At 35.6% G+C, this 16,488-nt stretch carries 15 protein-coding genes; 9 read left to right on the plus strand and 6 right to left on the minus strand.

What is annotated here, in order from left to right:
* Positions 1–38 precede the first annotated feature (38 nt).
* Both Q0505_RS04080 and rpsO read right to left on the minus strand, forming a co-directional pair.
* Positions 39–2,285, minus strand: coding sequence for a polyribonucleotide nucleotidyltransferase (locus Q0505_RS04080; RefSeq protein WP_299209180.1), 2,247 nt, complete (start codon positions 2,283–2,285; stop codon positions 39–41).
* 257 nt (positions 2,286–2,542) lie between these two features.
* Positions 2,543–2,812, minus strand: coding sequence for a 30S ribosomal protein S15 (gene rpsO, locus Q0505_RS04085; RefSeq protein WP_299209184.1), 270 nt, complete (start codon positions 2,810–2,812; stop codon positions 2,543–2,545).
* A gap of 172 nt (positions 2,813–2,984) precedes the next feature.
* On the opposite strand from rpsO, the gene Q0505_RS04090 reads away from it, so the two are divergent.
* The gene (locus Q0505_RS04090) at positions 2,985–3,818 is read left to right on the plus strand and encodes a hypothetical protein (RefSeq protein WP_299209187.1); all 834 of its coding nucleotides are present in this window, start codon (positions 2,985–2,987) and stop codon (positions 3,816–3,818) included.
* Positions 3,819–3,933: 115 nt separating this feature from the next.
* Here the strand turns inward: Q0505_RS04090 and Q0505_RS04095 are convergent, their stop codons facing one another.
* Both Q0505_RS04095 and gldA read right to left on the minus strand, forming a co-directional pair.
* Positions 3,934–4,767, minus strand: a complete 834-nt coding sequence (locus Q0505_RS04095; protein ID WP_299209191.1) for a bacteriorhodopsin — start codon at positions 4,765–4,767, stop codon at positions 3,934–3,936.
* 347 nt (positions 4,768–5,114) lie between these two features.
* Positions 5,115–6,008 (minus strand): gliding motility-associated ABC transporter ATP-binding subunit GldA, encoded by an 894-nt coding sequence (gene gldA / locus Q0505_RS04100; RefSeq protein WP_299209194.1) that lies wholly within the window; start codon positions 6,006–6,008, stop codon positions 5,115–5,117.
* 519 nt (positions 6,009–6,527) lie between these two features.
* On the opposite strand from gldA, the gene Q0505_RS04105 reads away from it, so the two are divergent.
* Genes Q0505_RS04105 through Q0505_RS04120 form a run of 4 tightly spaced genes read left to right on the plus strand, consistent with a single transcriptional unit; the run spans position 6,528 to position 10,490 of the window.
* Positions 6,528–7,346, plus strand: a complete 819-nt coding sequence (locus tag Q0505_RS04105) for a prephenate dehydratase (protein ID WP_299209197.1) — start codon at positions 6,528–6,530, stop codon at positions 7,344–7,346.
* A complete protein-coding gene (locus Q0505_RS04110) occupies positions 7,343–8,485 on the plus strand; it encodes an aminotransferase class I/II-fold pyridoxal phosphate-dependent enzyme (RefSeq protein WP_299209200.1) in 1,143 nt (380 codons plus the stop codon). Before Q0505_RS04105 ends, Q0505_RS04110 begins: the two co-directional genes overlap by 4 nt.
* Before the next feature lie 39 nt (positions 8,486–8,524).
* Positions 8,525–9,376, plus strand: coding sequence for a prephenate dehydrogenase (locus Q0505_RS04115; RefSeq protein WP_299209203.1), 852 nt, complete (start codon positions 8,525–8,527; stop codon positions 9,374–9,376).
* Between the two features lie 28 nt (positions 9,377–9,404).
* Positions 9,405–10,490 (plus strand): chorismate mutase, encoded by a 1,086-nt coding sequence (locus Q0505_RS04120; RefSeq protein ID WP_299209206.1) that lies wholly within the window; start codon positions 9,405–9,407, stop codon positions 10,488–10,490.
* 108 nt (positions 10,491–10,598) lie between these two features.
* Here the strand turns inward: Q0505_RS04120 and Q0505_RS04125 are convergent, their stop codons facing one another.
* The gene (locus Q0505_RS04125; RefSeq protein ID WP_299209209.1) at positions 10,599–11,054 is read right to left on the minus strand and encodes a hypothetical protein; all 456 of its coding nucleotides are present in this window, start codon (positions 11,052–11,054) and stop codon (positions 10,599–10,601) included.
* Positions 11,055–11,141: 87 nt separating this feature from the next.
* On the opposite strand from Q0505_RS04125, the gene rsgA reads away from it, so the two are divergent.
* From rsgA to Q0505_RS04145, 4 genes are read left to right on the plus strand one after another with little or no spacing between them, the layout of a single operon-like run.
* Positions 11,142–12,092 (plus strand): ribosome small subunit-dependent GTPase A, encoded by a 951-nt coding sequence (gene rsgA, locus Q0505_RS04130; RefSeq protein WP_299209212.1) that lies wholly within the window; start codon positions 11,142–11,144, stop codon positions 12,090–12,092.
* A gap of 3 nt (positions 12,093–12,095) precedes the next feature.
* A complete protein-coding gene (gene dtd / locus Q0505_RS04135) occupies positions 12,096–12,548 on the plus strand; it encodes a D-aminoacyl-tRNA deacylase (protein ID WP_299209215.1) in 453 nt (150 codons plus the stop codon).
* A gap of 43 nt (positions 12,549–12,591) precedes the next feature.
* On the plus strand, positions 12,592–14,493 hold the full coding sequence (locus Q0505_RS04140; protein WP_299209218.1) for a DUF3857 domain-containing protein: 1,902 nt from the start codon (positions 12,592–12,594) through the stop codon (positions 14,491–14,493).
* A gap of 6 nt (positions 14,494–14,499) precedes the next feature.
* The gene (locus tag Q0505_RS04145; protein ID WP_299209221.1) at positions 14,500–16,128 is read left to right on the plus strand and encodes a DUF3857 domain-containing protein; all 1,629 of its coding nucleotides are present in this window, start codon (positions 14,500–14,502) and stop codon (positions 16,126–16,128) included.
* Here Q0505_RS04145 and Q0505_RS04150 read toward each other — a convergent pair.
* Entirely contained in the window at positions 16,073–16,348 is a 276-nt protein-coding gene (locus Q0505_RS04150) for a hypothetical protein (protein ID WP_299209224.1), read from the minus strand. The genes Q0505_RS04145 and Q0505_RS04150 overlap by 56 nt on opposite strands.
* Between the last annotated feature and the right edge of the window lie 140 nt (positions 16,349–16,488).

Consider the following 16,488-nt stretch of genomic DNA (forward strand, 5'->3'; position numbering starts at 1 on the left):
TTTACACCTCAATGCTGATATTTTACCTCTAAAGCAAATTAATCTCGCTTACGATCATCACGTCTGTTATCACGACCACCGCCACGATTATCACGACCACCGCTACGATTATCTCTTCCGCCACGATCATTATTTTCTCTTGGTGGACGAGCTACATATCCTTCAGGCTTTTCAAGAAGAGCCTTACGAGATACTTTTTCTTTACGAGTTCTTGAATCTATACCAAAGTATTTTACTTCAAGTTCTTCTCCCATAGAGAGTACGTCAGAAGCATTTTCTGTACGTTCCCAAGCGATCTCAGATACGTGCAATAATACTTCATTTCCTGGAGCATCTAGGTATTCTACCACAGCACCAAAGTCAAGCATCTTAATAACTTTTACCTTGTACGTATTTCCTACAGTAGGCTTAAACGTAATAGAATCTATTTTGGCGAGTACAGCATCTATGCCTTCTTGACCCGTTCCTAGAATTTCAACAATTCCTTCTTCTGTGACAGGATCTTCGTTAATCACGATGGTAGTTCCAGTTTCTTTCTGAAGTTCTTGTATCACTTTTCCACCAGGGCCAATAAGAGCGCCAATGTACTCATTTGCGATACGTGTTGTTACCATTTTAGGAGCGTAGTCTTTTACGTCTTCACGTGGTGTTGCAATAGTTTCTGTAAGCTTGTCAAGGATATGAAGACGTCCTGCACGTGCTTGTTGTAAAGCATTTACAAGAATCTCATAAGAAAGACCTTTTACTTTAATATCCATCTGGCAAGCTGTAATACCATCTGCCGTTCCAGTTACTTTAAAGTCCATATCTCCTAAGTGATCTTCATCACCAAGAATATCAGAAAGCACAGCGTATTTTCCACTAGTCGCATCAGAAATAAGTCCCATAGCGATACCAGAAACTGGTTTCTTCATTTGGATACCTGCATCCATCATTGCCATGGTTCCAGCACAAACTGTTGCCATAGAAGAAGAACCGTTAGATTCTAATACTTCAGAAACAACACGTACAGTATATGGACAATCATCTGGCACCATTCCTTTAAGACCACGTTGTGCAAGATTACCATGTCCTACTTCACGACGTGAAGTCCCACGGATAGGTCTTGCCTCACCCGTACAGAAAGGAGGGAAGTTATAGTGAAGGTAGAAAGTTTCTTCTCCTTCATAAGATGGCATATCAATTTTATTTGCTTCTCTAGACGTTCCTAAAGTCACTGTAGCTAGTGCTTGAGTTTCTCCACGAGTAAAAATCGCAGATCCGTGTACAGATGGTAAATAATCTATCTCACACCAGATAGGACGTATCTCTGTAGTCTCACGACCATCCAAACGAAGTCCTTCATTTAATGTAAGATCGCGTATAGCCGCTTTTTCTGCAGCACGGTAATACTTTGATACTAAATCGCCAAAATCTTCAAGCTCCTCTTCTGAGAATGTTGCTTTGATTTCTTCTTTAATTTCACTAAAAGCAGCGCCACGTTCTTGTTTTGAAGAACCTGCTTTTGCTACAGCATATACTTTGTCATACGCCATATCATGTACCTTCTGCTTAAGGTCTTCATCTTCTCTTTCAGCTGGGTACTCACGTACTTCTTTCTTTCCGAAAGCTTCAGCAAGACGTACTTGAGCAGCACATTGTACTTTAATAGCTTCGTGTGCAAACTTGATAGCATCTGCCATTTCTTCTTCAGAAATCTCATCCATTTCGCCTTCTACCATCATCACAGAGTCAGCAGAAGCTCCAATCATCATATCGATGTCTGACTCTTCTAATTGAGCACGTGTTGGATTGATAATAAACTCTCCGTTTACACGACCTACTCTCGCTTCAGAGATAGGGCATTCAAATGGGAAGTCAGAAAGTTGGATCGCTGCAGAAGCAGCAAGACCAGCCATAGCATCTGGCATCACATCATCATCATGAGACATTAACTGGATCATCACCTGAGTTTCAGAATGGTAATCTTTTGGAAAAAGTGGACGTAATACACGATCCACAAGGCGCATCGTTAATACTTCGCCATCAGATGGACGTGCTTCTCTTTTAAAGAAACCGCCTGGGTAACGTCCTGAAGCGGCAAATTTCTCACGGTAATCTACCGTAAGGGGTAAGAAGTCTAAGTCTTTTTGTTCGTAATTAGAAACTACTGTACAAAGGATCATACACTTTCCAGACTGTACAACGACAGATCCGTGTGCTTGCTTTGCAAGTTTTCCTGTTTCGATAGAGATTTCTCTGCCATCGCCGAGGTCAATAACCTCTTTGTAAACCTTTGGAATCATATTATAATTGTTTTTCATTCGCACGAAGGTGGGAATCTCATCCCGCATTGGTGCGTTATTGTTAATTAAGAACATCCTGCTTTTACTAGGCAGTAAAGTTCGTTTTTTTTAGGTCGTTGTGTTGTAGTTGTAGTTGTGATGACCAATGAAAAACTAGCTGTTTAGCTTTCTCTGCCTCTTGTCTCGGAGGTCTTTGTGTGGTGTTCGCTTTCGCGAAAGCATAAAAAAGAAGGGAGCCGTAAAGCCCCCTATAATTCTTATTTTCTAATACCTAATTCTTTAATAATAGCACGGTATCTTAAAACGTCTTTCTTGATTAAATAATCAAGAAGCGAACGACGCTTTCCTACGAGCATTACTAACGAGCGCTCTGTATTATAATCTTTACGATTATTTTTAAGATGTCCAGTTAGGTGATTGATACGGTGTGTAAACAATGCGATTTGCCCTTCAGCAGATCCAGTATCATTTTTTCCTTTACCGTGTTTTTCGAAAAGTTCTTCTTTTCCTTCTTTTGTTAAATACATTCCAATATTATTTAAATGATTTTTATGTATATGATAGACCGTCTATCAGCGTGCAAAGATACTATTTTAAACGATATAAAAAATAAAGCTTATTAGAATAAAATTTTAGCTACGATTAAACGTTTTCTAGTTTTTGCGGTCTTAGTAGTTGTAAACCATAAAAAGAATACCGATGAAAAAATTTCTAAAGATTAAAATGTTGAGTTTAGTAGCAATTGTTTTTTTAACATTTGCTTGTTCTGATGACGAAGATGAGGTAGTGACGCTTCAAACAACGCCTACAACAGCAGAGTTGACACTGGCGGCTCAAGTAGATACTGTAGAGGACGCTAGTTTTGCTGTCGTTGAATATATATATATTGAAAATGTAGAAGAGACGCGGAGTACTATTATCAATTCTTTTTTTGCAGATTGTGCGACCATTACAGTGACACCAAACGGAGATGGTAGTGGGAGCGTTTTAGCAGATTTTGGTGATGGTTGTGAGCTTGCTAATGGAGCGATCGTTTCTGGTCAAGTTGTTTTTAACTATAGCACCGTACAAAACGAATCACGAACCATTACCTATACGTATGAGAATTTTACATATAATAGTAATGAAGTATCTGGCGGAGGAACCATCAATCGCATTTTTGAAAATGGGAATGGAAATCCACAATCAGAAGTGATGGCATCTATTACTGTTTATTTTCCCGTGCAAGATGTGACTGCAACTCGTAGTGCAAACAGAGTACGTGAGTGGATTGAAGGCGTTGGCTCTGGTATTTGGACAGATAATGTATTTAGCGTCACTGGTAATTGGGACACGTCATTTAGTAGCGGTTTTACTCGTAGTGGCGAAGTAATGGAAGCTTTGCGTAGAGAGGCGACTTGCCCTCATTTTGTGAGCGGTACGTTGGCTATTTCTCAAAACAATATAAATGGTGTCTTAAACTACGGAGGAGGAGTTTGTGATAATATTGCAGTGATTACCATAGGGAATCAGGACTTTACAATACAGTTGTAATCGTTTATCTATATAAAATTAAAATTCCCTTAGACGTAATATCTAAGGGAATTTTAATTTTAAGAGAGTTCAAAGAAAAGATCATATAAACTCATATTCTTTTTTTATGCGGTAATTAAACTTTAAGATCTCCTTTTTTACTTAGTTGTAATGCAAGGTTCCCTAGTAACACACCGTAGATTACTTTAGAAGATACATCTGCAATGGTATATGTTAGCTGTCTTGCCATAACGCCATCTTCACTATATAAAAAGCCATCAATACCTGTTAAGTAAGGCATTAAGTATGCTCCTGGATATAACATCCAAGATACTAGAAATAAGATCCAAATATTAGAAAGTATTTTTTGTCCAGCTGGTGGTATTCCTTCTTTTCCCTCATTAATTACTTTTTTCATTACCCAAAGGATATGGAAAAAGAATACAGAAGAAATGGCTCCCCATACAAAAAATGCAGTAAGATTGCTTACTTCATAAAACTGTCCTATATATCCTGTTATAATCATCATGGCTCCAGAAAACCAGAATTGATTACGTACAGAACTAAATTTTGATTTGGTTAAACTTACTACAAATAAGATTTGGAATAATAACATCGGTACATCTATTAACCAATTGAGATATCGATATCCATTATTGAAAAGATCTCCTCCTGGATCTAAGAAATATCTACCTCTTTCTGAGTCAAACGTGAAACTATTTGACCAGTTTTGAGCTTGTGCGTACAAGAGTAAAAATGCCGATACCATTACCACTGCAGATAAGATATTAGACATTTGATATTTTTTATCTACATTTTTTATGGTAAGGATAAAGTAGAGTAAACCTGCGAGCATCACGGCATATCCAAGGGTTAGAATATGTGATGTAAATTGATAAGCAATTTCTGAAAAACCTTCGGTTACTCCTATAAAGTTCTCAAAATTTGCATTCCCTAATTCTTGTGTCATAGCTGATTGTTTAATTAGACTTCTATTGATGGTTAGCATAAAGATACTATTTATTACTTACTTGTTTATGTAATTTAAGAAATTATTAAACAAAATATAATGTATTGCTTTAGTAAACTTGCAGAAGTATCGCAAAGTCAAATAGAAGAATTTAGTTTTCAAAACCTCAAAACCTCAAAATCTAAGTAAAAACAAAGTTAACTTCCTGTAAAGAAACTACTCTTTGATATTATTGAAATTGGTTGAAAAGGAAATAAAAATAAGCAGCTACTTACACCGAATTTATAGACACCCTTTATACAATAAGAACTTGAATAAAGTATTTTAAATGTATTTATAACTTTTTGTTAGGTTGTTAATTCCGTAAACAAGCTTTCCAAACTCGCATTCTTTTGATTAAGTTGTAAAATTTTAAGCTCATTATCATGAGCAAAGTCAAATACTTTTGAGCGCATATCTTCTTGTGTGCTAAACGTGATCTCATATATAAAGTCATGCGTGTTCTTTACAGAAGCTACTTTTTCTAAGCGTTCCAAAGCAACTGTTTCTACTCGGTAATCAAATTCTACAATTACTTTTTGTTGTTGTCCTTCTCTAAGATCTTGAAGTTTTTTGTCTGCAACAATTTTTCCTTTATTGATAATAATTACCCGATCACATATCGCCTCTACTTCTTGCATGATGTGCGTACTCATTAATATCGTTTTTTCTTTTCCTATAGATTTGATAAGTCCTCTTATTTCTAATAATTGGTTAGGATCAAGTCCTGTGGTAGGCTCATCTAATATCAAGACTTCTGGATCGTGTAATAAGGCATTGGCAAGTCCGACGCGTTGTCTATATCCTTTGGAGAGTTGTCCTATTTTTTTATGTGCCTCTGTAGTGAGTCCTGTAAGTTGGATGACTTCTTCTATACGCTCTTTTGGCGTTTTGTGTACTTGTGCATTAAAAGCAAGGTACTCTCGCACATACATTTCTAGGTATAAAGGATTGTGTTCTGGCAAATATCCTACAGATTTACGTACGTCTTGAGTGTTTTTTATCGTGTCATAACTATTTACAGAAGCGGTTCCTTCAGAAGGGGTAAGGTAGGTAGTTAAAATCTTCATCATCGTGCTTTTTCCAGCACCATTGGGACCTAAGAAACCAACAATTTCACCTTTCTTTAATGTAAAGGAAACGCTGTCTAATGCTTTTTGAACTTCATACGTTTTTGTAATATTTTTGACAACGATAGACATACTTGGGACTTTTTACAAATCTAACGAATAAGAACGTTACGTATTTTATAATATATAGAATTTCGATTATCATATTAACAATAATTCGTCTGAAAATTGAAGCTATTGAAAAAAATAATAAAAAATAGTTTTTTAATGTTGCTAACCTTACTTTTTTTTCTATTTTTAATCCCATAACAAATTCATAATGTTTACAAACGTTTATTACTGGAACAATTATTTCTTTTTCTTCGGGCTGAAGAAATCGGGACGGTTACGGTGATAAATAACACTCAAAAACTCTTTAAAGTCCTGATGTAATTATTAGGACTTTTTTTGTTTTAAGAAATTCTAACGAAATGGGAGTTTTACAAAGACTAGTGTAATTTTGATCATTGAGTGAATTGTTTAAAAAATAAGTTTAAAAATAAGATTCTTGCTTTCGAGATAAAAGTCGATTGTGGGATGAGATTTCCGCCTTCGCGGGAATAAAATGAAAGTCGGATGTTGGGAATGAGATTCCCGTCTCCGCGGGAATTTATGAAAATAGCAATTCAAGGCGTAAAAGGATCTTTCCATCATAAAGTAGCTCAAGAGTTTTTTGAGACAGAAGTACCTGTGATAGAATGTATGTCTTTCCCAGTGCTAGTAGATCAGTTAGTTGCTGGAAATGCTACAGCAGCTGTGATGGCTATAGAAAACTCTATAGCAGGAGCTATTCTCCCTAACTATGCACTCATAGATCAACATCAACTTACGATAGAAGGAGAGTTTTATCTAGATGTACAACACCATCTTATGGGATTGTCTGGACAGGAAATAACCGATATTAAAGAGGTGTGGTCACATCCTATGGCGCTTATTCAATGTCGCAAATTTCTAGCACAATACCCTTCTATCAAATTAGTAGAAGCTACAGATACTGCAGCTGTAGCTCGTCAAATTCAAGAAGAAAATCTTACAGGCATTGCTGCTATTGCAAGTGCTACAGCCGCTCAAATTTATGACTTACACATTATAGCTCCTCAAATACAAACCATTAAGCATAATGAGACACGCTTTTTTATTTTAAGCACAAAAGAAAAACAAATTAGTACAGATTGCAATAAGGCTTCGGTTTGCTTTACCGCAGACCATAAACGAGGCAGTCTCGCAACGATTCTCAATGTGCTGAGTGATTGCAAACTCAATTTAACCAAAATACAATCTATGCCAGTTATAGAAACACCTTGGCGATATGCGTTTTTTGTAGATGTTACTTTTAATGCGTATAGTGATTATGAAAAAGCAAAAAAGGTATTAGCTATTATGTCTACAGATTTTAAAGTATTGGGAGAATATAACAATAGGAAGCGATGATACAACCAGCAAATAGATTACAGGAAACCAAGGAGTATTACTTTTCGCGTAAGCTTAAAGAAGTTCGTGCCCTAGAAGCGGCTGGACATCCTATCATAAATATGGGCATTGGAAGCCCAGATGTAGCCGCTCCTACAGCAGTGGTAGAAGCCTTGAAAAAAGGACTAGAAAACCCTAGAGCGCACCAATATCAGAGTTATACAGGCATTCCTGAGTTGAGAGAAGCGATGGTAGATTTTTATAAAAAGCACTATCAAGTAACGGTAGATCCAGCGACCGAGGTACTGCCTTTAATGGGGTCTAAAGAAGGGATCATGCACATTAGTATGGCGTTTCTCAATCCAGGTGATAAGGTGTTGATTCCTAATCCTGGCTATCCTACATACAGCGCTGTGACAAAGTTGGTCGAAGCCATTCCTGTTTTTTATGATTTAGATGCAGATCATCACTGGTTACCAGATCTTAAAGCGTTGCAGCAACAGGACCTGAGTCAGGTAAAAATGATGTGGGTTAATTATCCGCACATGCCTACAGGAGCCACTGTTCAGGAAGGTTTTTTTGAAGAATTAATCGCTTTCGCGAAAGCGAACCACATCCTCATCATAAATGACAACCCGTATAGTTTTATTCTCAATGATCACCCAACTTCCATCCTCGCTTTTGAAGGTGCCAAAGAAGTAGCTTTAGAACTCAATTCGTTAAGTAAGAGTTTTAATATGGCTGGTTGGCGTGTCGGAATGGTAATGGGTGATAAAACGCATATTAATCATATCTTAAAGGTAAAGTCAAACATGGACAGCGGGATGTTTTATGGGATTCAACAAGGCGCTATTGCTGCTTTGCAACTCGATCCATCATGGTTTGTAACTATTAATGAGGTGTATAGAAAGCGTCGTGATCTTATCTATACACTGGTAAAAAAGTTAGGGTGTACCTACTCAGAAGACAGTGTAGGACTTTTTGTGTGGGCAAAGCTTCCTGAGGGGATTGATGCAGAACAGTTTATAGATAGAATACTCGTAGAAAAATATGTATTTATAACTCCAGGAACTATATTTGGAACTCAAGGAGAAGGGTATATCCGTTTTAGTTTGTGTGTTACAGAAGACCAAATAAGAAATGCTATTGACCGATTTTAATAACGCTTTCGCGAAAGCGTTTAAAAAAATAAGAAACACTTGGAAAAAATTTACATCATAGGAATAGGATTGATTGGAGGCTCTTTTGCGAGGGATTTGAGAAGACTATATCCTAAAGCCCAGATTTTCGGAATAGATACAACTCCTGAGCATATTGCTGAAGCTATAAAAATAGGATTGATTGATGCCGAAGCTACGATCACATCTATAGAGGCTGCAGATCTAGTCGTGCTTTCTATTCCTGTAGATATTGCCGTAAAGGTACTTCCAGAAGTGTTAGATCATATAGGGGATCAAACGTTGGTTATGGATATGGGATCTACCAAAGCATCTATTTGTGCTGGTGTAGCTACCCATGAGAAACGACGGAATTTTCTAGCCTGCCATCCTATTGCTGGTACAGAATTTTCAGGACCCATGGCAGCTATAGAAGGCCTTTACATAGGAAAAACAAATATAATTTGTGAAGTGGAGAAAACTAGTTTTAAACTTCAAGAAAAGGCGTTACACTTATTTACATCTATAGGAATGCGTATTCGATATATGGATCCTGTATCTCATGATAAGCATATAGCCTACGTATCTCATTTATCACATATAAGTGCCTTTATGCTAGGAAAAACAGTAATCAATAAAGAAAAAAACGAACGCGACATTTTTGATATGGCAGGAAGTGGTTTTGCATCCACAGTACGATTAGCAAAAAGTAACCCTACTACATGGACCTCCATATTTAAACAAAATAAAGAGAATATTTTAGAGACGCTAGATGAGTATATCACCAACCTAGCGCATTTTAAAGAATTAATGCAAGAAGACGACTTTAACGGGGTGTACCAAGAAATGGAAAATACCAATCATATTAAAGAAATATTAAAAGGAATAGAATAAGCCTGAAGAGGTATAAACATGCAACACTATGGAAAATAAAAAAGAACTTAGAAATTGGTTAGATGCCTTTAACTTGGATCACCCACTTGTAATAGCAGGGCCTTGTAGCGCAGAAACAGAAGCACAGGTTTTAAAAATTGCACACCAACTTAAAGATACAGATGCTACTGTTTTAAGAGCGGGTATTTGGAAACCTCGTACACGTCCTGGTAATTTTGAAGGGGTAGGTGCTTTAGGATTAAAGTGGCTTCAAAAAGCAAAAGAAGAAACAGGAATGCTGACCACTACAGAGGTGGCAAATGCAAACCACGTAGAATTAGCGCTAGCACATGATGTAGATATTTTATGGATTGGGGCACGTACCACAGTATCTCCTTTTATTGTCCAAGACATCGCAGATGCGTTAAGAGGAACAGACAAAACCATACTGATTAAGAACCCAGTGAATCCAGATTTATCTCTTTGGTTGGGAGCTGTAGAGCGTTTTTATACAGCAGATATTCAAAATCTAGGTGTGATTCATAGAGGATTTTCTACCTATGAAAAAACACGTTACAGAAATAATCCAGAATGGCAAATAGCGATTGACTTACAAAATCGTTTTCCAGATCTTCCGCTAATTTTAGATCCATCTCATATAGCGGGACGTCGGGATATTATTCATGACCTGAGCCAGACAGCTTTAGATCTAAATTATGACGGATTAATGGTAGAGACCCATTATGATCCAGATAATGCTTGGAGTGATGCGGCACAGCAAATTACACCAGATACTCTCATTAAGATGATGGTTGATCTTAAAATAAGAAAGACAGAAGGCAATGAGATTGAATATAAAAACAAACTTAATACGTTACGTACCCAGATAGATGTCGTAGATCATCAACTGATTGAATCGCTCGGAAAGCGTATGAAAATTGCAGATCAAATAGGACATCTCAAAAGCGATAATAATGTAGCGATACTACAAACAAAACGTTGGAATGAGATTCTAGGAAAAATGATTCTTGAAGGAGAGCAACATAATCTAAGTGAAGAGTTTATTCTTAGAGTATTTAAAGCAGTACACCAAGAGTCTATTAATCACCAACAGAAAATAGCACTTTCTAAATAATAGTATTGGTAGTTTTATAGATGCCTGTCTATATACTTCATACAAAAAAGGCTTCCATTGATTTTATACGTTGGAAGCCTTTTTAATTAGTATTTTATTTTACCCTAATTACTGCTTTATTCTTTTAAAAATATATCGAGTAATAAAAATTCCTTGTCCATCGCCTTTTCCAGCCTCACTTTCTACACCACTAGCTACAAAGGCTAGATCCCATCCTTGGGCTAGCATATCATTAATTTTAGATTCAATAAGCGCATCATTAGAAGCAATGTTTTGAAAACGAATCCCCCCAATGTTGAAAAAGTTTAAAAGCTTTGTTTCATCATACCCTTTTACTCGAATCTCATCTCTTTTAGATTTATTACGTGTATTGTCTTCTTCAGTTTGCGTAGACGTAAATTCTCTATAATCTCTAGAGTCATTTGCAGAGATAATGCGACTACGTCCTAAACCATTTGGAACAATAGATTCAACAGAAGTTACAATTTTTACTTCGTATTGCTGTGCTTGCATTTCAAAAGATAGAAGAACTATCATCACAACAATTAGTAATATTTTTTTCATAATTAATTAATGTTTATATAGTTAATACAATTGCAATTTAAATAAATTACTATCTAAAAAGTGACTATTTTTGCATAATTCTAATTTATGACAGGAACCGTATATAAATCTACAGGAAGTTGGTACACCGTAAAAACGGAAGACAGTCAGTGGTATGAATGTCGTATCAAAGGGAAGTTTCGTATTCAAGGGATAAAAAGCACAAACCCAGTCGCTGTAGGAGATATTGTAGACTTTGATCTAGATACCAAAAGTGATGTAGAAACGGGTGTTATTACAAACATCCATCAAAGAGATAATTACATTATCAGAAAATCTGTAAACTTATCTAAGCAAACACATATTATTGCGTCAAATGTTGATCAGGTTTTTTTACTCGTTACGTTAAATAATCCTCCTACGTTTACTGCGTTTATTGATCGTTTCTTAATCTCTGCAGAAGCGTATAGAATTAAAGCCATTTTACTCTTTAATAAGATAGATACCTACACCGAAGATGAGTTGCTTGAAATCAAATTTCTTGCAGCCATGTATAGAGACGTTGGGTATGAATGTCTAGGGATTTCAGCGCTAAAAAACACCAATTTAGATGTGTTGAAGAAACAAATGATAGGAAAAGTAAATATCTTTACCGGGCACAGTGGTGTTGGAAAATCTACACTTGTAAACGCAATAGAACCTAACCTGAATCTTAAAACAAAAGAGATTAGTGAACAGCACATGCAAGGACAACATACCACTACATTTGCAGAAATGTATGATTTAAGCTTTAATGCAAAAATCATTGATACTCCAGGAATTAAAGGATTTGGAATCGTTGATATGGAACGAGAAGAAATAGGAAATTACTTCCCTGAATTTTTTGCCTTAAAAAGTGAGTGTAAATTTAATAACTGCCTCCATCTAGAAGAGCCTAAATGTGCTGTCAAAGAGGCATTAGATAATGATGAGTTGCATTGGTCTCGTTATAAAAGTTATGTTCAAATCATGGAGGGTGACGAAGAGCAGTACCGTAAAGATCACTATCCATCTCACTAAGCTATGCGAGTCATTATACAACGCGTTTCTGAAGCATCTGTCACTATTAATGATCTTGTAAAGTCAAGTATAGCACAAGGCTTTCTGGTTTTACTAGGAATCACTCATGAAGATACACAGGAAGATATCGAGTGGCTGACTAATAAAATTATAGGTTTGCGTATTTTTAGCGATGCAAATGGCGCAATGAATTTATCGATAAAAGACATAGATGGAGACCTCCTAGTGATAAGTCAGTTCACACTACATGCCAGCACAAAAAAAGGAAATCGCCCCTCATTTTTAGAAGCCGCTCGGCCAGAAGTTGCCATTCCCCTGTATGAAAATTTTGTAAGTACGCTTTCGCGAAAGCGTACCAAAGAAGTGTACACTGGAGAGTTTGGTGCCGATATGAAAGTACGCTTACTAAATGATGGCCCTGTGACTATTACCATTGACTCAAAAAACAGAGAATAAATTTTTGCTATCTCTTTAACTAGTTTTATCTTGCTCAAAAAAAATGCGCTTACTTCTTTTGTGTTGCATCTTGTTGCAATCTACGCTATTATTTGCTCAAAATCCGTTAGAATTACAATCGATTATACTGCCTAGTCATCTAACGGAAAATGCAGATAGTATTATACGTGATGAACAAATAACAGTGCATATTCCTGATCAGCGAACCCTTGAATATGAGATATATAGAGTAGTTACAGTGATGAATAAAAGGGGGGTGTCTGATATCGATGCTTATGCTGGTTATGATAAAAATTCACGTATTAAAAAACTCGAAGCAGTCATTTATGATAAAAGCGGTAGCGAAATAAAAAAGTTTAAGAAAAATGATTTTAAAGATGTTAGTGCTGTAAGTGGGGGAACCCTTTTTTCTGATTCTAGAGTTAAATTTTTAGAATATACACCAGTATCGTATCCGTTTACAGTTGTGTTTACTTCTTCTTGGGTTAGTAATGACACAGCATTTATTCCTTTTTGGTATCCTAATGACACCTATCAAAGTAGTACGGCAAAGAGCACATATACCTTGACGTATGCTCCAGATTTCGTATTAAAACACAAAATACTAAATCCTAATGAACAGATTGTTATTAACAAATCTCCTGGTAAAATTGAAGTCTCAGTAAAGAATTATAAAGCCTATGTTCCTGAAGCGTATAGTCCTGGTTTTAAAAAAATAGTACCTAAAGTGATTTTTGCATTAAATAAATTTCACCTTTCAGGAGTTGACGGGACTGCAGAAGATTGGGCTAGTTATGGCAAATGGATAGATGAATATCTTTTAAAAGGGACGAGAGACTTATCTCCAGAAACAAAAAATGAGATTCGAAACTTAGTCGCAGGAGAGACTAGTAAAATTGAAAAAGCTCGTAAGATATACGAATATGTGCAAGAAAAAACGCGATACATTAGTGTGCAAATTGGGATAGGAGGCTGGAAGCCCATGCTGGCATCAGAAGTAGATGCACTAGGATACGGAGACTGTAAGGCGCTCACAAACTATACCAAATCATTATTAGAGGTAGCTGAGATTCCTTCCTATTACACTATATTATACGCTGGAGATGATAAGATGGATATTCAACCAGATTTTGTTTCTATGCAAGGAAATCATGCTATTTTAAGTATTCCTGATGGAGAAGATTATGTATGGTTGGAATGTACAAGTCAGGATATTCCTTTTGGATTTATTGGTGATTTTACAGATGATAGAGATGTGGTCATTATTACACCAGAAGGAGGTAAAATAGTACATACGGATATTTATGATTATTCAAAAAACACACAATATTTAAAAGGAATTTGCAAAATTACTCCAGAAGGAACTTTGGAAGCAACGGTAACTATCCAGTCTAAAGGAATACAATACAATGATCGTTATTTTTTAGAAAACCAAATAGATAGTGATCAAAAAAAGCATTACTATAATTTTTGGCGACATATTAATAATATGAAAATAGATAGTATCGCTCTAGAAAATAATAGGAGAGATGTTGTAATGAATGAAAAGATTACTTTCTCAGCCGATAATTATGCCTCTTTTGCAGGTGAAGAAATGCTTATCTCTCTCAATGCAGTTAATAGATATACTAATATCCCAAAAAGGTATAAAGAAAGAGATCTTGAACTATATATAGATAGAGGTTTTGTGGATGAAGATGAAGTCAGTGTTACTGTTCCAGATATCTATACATTACAAGATTCATTTGAAAATATTCATCTAGAAAGCGAATTTGGGATGTATGACTTAACTTTTGAACGCTTAGATGATACCCATGTAAAATATACCAGAAAATTTTCTATGTACGACGGAACTTTTTCAAAAGAAAAATATAAAAGTTTTAGATCATTTATAAGAAAAATTGTCCGTTATGATGATCAAAAAATTGTTCTTACCAAAATTTAATATACTATGATAAAAAAATACGTACTACTCCTTGTAAGTTTTGTTGTATTCCAACAATCTATTGTTGCTCAAAATTATAAATTCGGAAAAGTCTCTGAAGAAGAACTCGCAGCAACTTCTCATAAATCAGATCCAGAAGCTAATGCTGCAATACTATACAGAAATACAGACACTAAATTCAATTATACTCAAGATGGTGGTTTTGTTGTGATAACGGAGCATCAAGAGCGTATTAAAATATATAATAAAGATGGATATGATTTTGCTAATCAAGAAGTAAGAATGTATCAAGGTACAAGTGAAGAAGAAACAGTTACTTCATTAAAAGCCGTAACCTATAATCTGATAGATGGAAAAATTGAAGAAAGTAAGCTTCAAAACAAAGGCATATTTGAAGAAGAGAAAAGTAAAAATTGGACAATTAAAAAGTTTACAATGCCAGACATACAAGATGGTTCTATCATTGAATTTAAATATACTTTTACCTCTCCCTTCTATACTACGATAAATGAATTTCGCTTTCAAGAAAGTATTCCTGTAGATAAAGTAGAAATGCGATTTTTTGCCCCAGAATATCTCATGTACAGAACTCATGGAAAAGGAGGAATCCCTTTAGGGTTAAAAACGGAGCAAAAAGCCCGTACAATTAGATATAGGTATGAAAGACAGGCATTAGCAAGAGCTACAGAGGTAGAGAGAGGAACAAGGGAGCTTGATCTTACAGAAAACGGATATATTGTAAATCTCGAAAATTTACCCGCTCTTAAAGAGGAACCATTTGCTGGAAACCTAAATAATTATATATCAGCTTTACAGTTTGAACTTTCATATACAAAGTTTCCGAATTCAGAAGTACGCTACTATGCCACATCTTGGGAAGATGTAGCAACAAAAATTTATAAGTCAGATAACTTTGGGAAAGAATTAGAAATCACAAAATATTTTAAGGAAGATATAGATGCCTTGTTGTCTGGGGTTGCAACCTCCAAAGAAAGAATGATAAAAGTTTTTGATTTTGTCAAATCAAAAATGACTTGGAATGAATACTACGGTGTGTATACAGATAAAGGTGTTAAAAAGGCGTATGCAGATGGGTTAGGAAATGTTGCAGATATCAACTTAATGCTAGTAGCAATGCTTAATTATGCAGGTGTAGAAACCAATCCTATCTTACTAAGTACTAAAGCTAATGGTATCCCATTCTTCCCAACCAGAACAGGATTTAATTATGTGATTGCTGGTGCTGTCTTAGACAATAGATTGTTTCTTCTTGATGGTGTTGATAAAACGGGTTCTCCTAGTGTGTTAAAAACCAATCTCCTAAACTGGAAAGGAAGAATGGTAAGAGCAGATGGAAGTTCATTATTGGTAGACTTGCTCCCCTCTAACCCAGCTACCCACACAAGTCTCATGAACCTTGAAGTAAATGAAGATTTAGTTATTACAGGAAATTCAAAAAATAGATTTACAGGACATTATGCTAAAGGACAAAGAGCTAGATATCGAAATTTAAATGAGGATCAACAATCTGAAAAAATGGAAGAGAATTTTGAGTCACTAGAAATGATTGATCATTCTTTTAAAGATATGGATGATGCTGATGAGCCTTTAATTTTAGAATATAACTTTGGGTAAATTGTAATCCAATTTTAAATCCTGGTCTTGGAATAAAAGCGTTACCCATAATAATACCAAGCACAATGGCTATCATAACTGTAGAAATTGGACTTTTTTCATAACCTAACAATTCAGTTCCAATTACATTGTTTATGCCATCAGATAATAGGTAAAGTACAAGAGCTAAAATTATTCCAGGTATAAAAGAAATAAAACTTTTTATTTGTTCAGATATCATTTTAATGTGCGTATATCGAATTAATCTCTAATTATAATGGTATTTGGTCGCATTATGCATCAGTTGAATTTATTTTTTTGTATTTTTGTTTAGAAGGTATTACTCCTCTAACACCGCCTTTAGGATCCTCTACGTCTCCT

This window comes from uncultured Dokdonia sp. (assembly GCF_937910895.1).
Taxonomy (GTDB): domain Bacteria; phylum Bacteroidota; class Bacteroidia; order Flavobacteriales; family Flavobacteriaceae; genus Dokdonia.

Excerpts from the sequence above, each read along its gene's own strand:
- Q0505_RS04080 (WP_299209180.1), bottom strand. The coding sequence starts at position 2,285 with ATGATTCCAAAGGTTTACAAAGAGGTTATTGACCTCGGCGATGGCAGA.
- rpsO (WP_299209184.1), bottom strand. The coding sequence starts at position 2,812 with ATGTATTTAACAAAAGAAGGAAAAGAAGAACTTTTCGAAAAACACGGT.
- Q0505_RS04090 (WP_299209187.1), top strand. The coding sequence starts at position 2,985 with ATGAAAAAATTTCTAAAGATTAAAATGTTGAGTTTAGTAGCAATTGTT.
- Q0505_RS04095 (WP_299209191.1), bottom strand. The coding sequence starts at position 4,767 with ATGACACAAGAATTAGGGAATGCAAATTTTGAGAACTTTATAGGAGTA.
- gldA (WP_299209194.1), bottom strand. The coding sequence starts at position 6,008 with ATGTCTATCGTTGTCAAAAATATTACAAAAACGTATGAAGTTCAAAAA.
- Q0505_RS04105 (WP_299209197.1), top strand. The coding sequence starts at position 6,528 with ATGAAAATAGCAATTCAAGGCGTAAAAGGATCTTTCCATCATAAAGTA.
- Q0505_RS04110 (WP_299209200.1), top strand. The coding sequence starts at position 7,343 with ATGATACAACCAGCAAATAGATTACAGGAAACCAAGGAGTATTACTTT.
- Q0505_RS04120 (WP_299209206.1), top strand. The coding sequence starts at position 9,405 with ATGGAAAATAAAAAAGAACTTAGAAATTGGTTAGATGCCTTTAACTTG.
- Q0505_RS04125 (WP_299209209.1), bottom strand. The coding sequence starts at position 11,054 with ATGAAAAAAATATTACTAATTGTTGTGATGATAGTTCTTCTATCTTTT.
- rsgA (WP_299209212.1), top strand. The coding sequence starts at position 11,142 with ATGACAGGAACCGTATATAAATCTACAGGAAGTTGGTACACCGTAAAA.
- dtd (WP_299209215.1), top strand. The coding sequence starts at position 12,096 with ATGCGAGTCATTATACAACGCGTTTCTGAAGCATCTGTCACTATTAAT.
- Q0505_RS04140 (WP_299209218.1), top strand. The coding sequence starts at position 12,592 with ATGCGCTTACTTCTTTTGTGTTGCATCTTGTTGCAATCTACGCTATTA.
- Q0505_RS04145 (WP_299209221.1), top strand. The coding sequence starts at position 14,500 with ATGATAAAAAAATACGTACTACTCCTTGTAAGTTTTGTTGTATTCCAA.
- Q0505_RS04150 (WP_299209224.1), bottom strand. The coding sequence starts at position 16,348 with ATGATATCTGAACAAATAAAAAGTTTTATTTCTTTTATACCTGGAATA.